1 protein-coding gene is annotated in these 673 nt (G+C 66.4%); it reads left to right on the top strand.

Going from position 1 to position 673, the window contains the following annotated elements; all coding sequences use genetic code 11:
- Positions 1 to 563, top strand: a 563-nt coding sequence (locus F8271_RS31670) for an IS3 family transposase (protein WP_151493429.1), incomplete at its 5' end; no start/stop codon positions are given.
- Between the last annotated feature and the right edge of the window lie 110 nt (positions 564 to 673).

Raw genomic sequence — 673 nt, 5'->3', positions numbered from 1 at the left:
ACACGCCCGCAGCGATCGCACCGTCGACCTACTACGCCGCCACGACCCGCCCCGCCAGCGCACGCTCCCGGCGCGACGAGGAGCTGACCGCGGTGATCGAGCAGGTCCACGCGGAGAACTACGGCGTTTACGGGGCCCGCAAGATCTGGCACGAGCTGCACCGCCAGGACATCGGGGTAGCCCGGTGCACCGTCGAGCGGCTGATGCGCGAGTCTGGGCTACGCGGGCTGTTGCGCGACAAGTCGCCGCACACGACCCGACCGGCGGCTGAGACCGGACGGCCTGCTGACCTGGTCAAACGGGACTTCACCGCAGAACATCCGAACCAGCTGTGGGTCGCGGATCTGACCTACGTGCGTACCAGTGTGGGCTGGGTGTACGCCGCGTTCGTCCTCGACGTGTACTCCCGCATGATCGTCGGCTGGCAGGTGTCCACGAGTCTCTATACGGATCTGGCTCTCGACGCGCTGAAGATGGCGATCTGGCGCCGCGAACATCAAGGCGCTGACCTGCGCAAACTGGTCCATCACTCGGACAGGGGAGTCCAGGGCGAATTCAACTGATCGTCGCAACACCTTGATCACGGAGGTTTGCGATGGGGCGCGGGAAGAAGCAGATTCCTGAGGTGCCGGCTGGCGGGCGGCGACAGTGGGCGTCGGATCGGGCGTTGCGG

The sequence above is a fragment of the Micromonospora sp. ALFpr18c genome, from assembly GCF_008868155.1.
GTDB lineage: Bacteria > Actinomycetota > Actinomycetes > Mycobacteriales > Micromonosporaceae > Micromonospora.
This window is presented reverse-complemented; position numbering and strand designations above follow the sequence as displayed.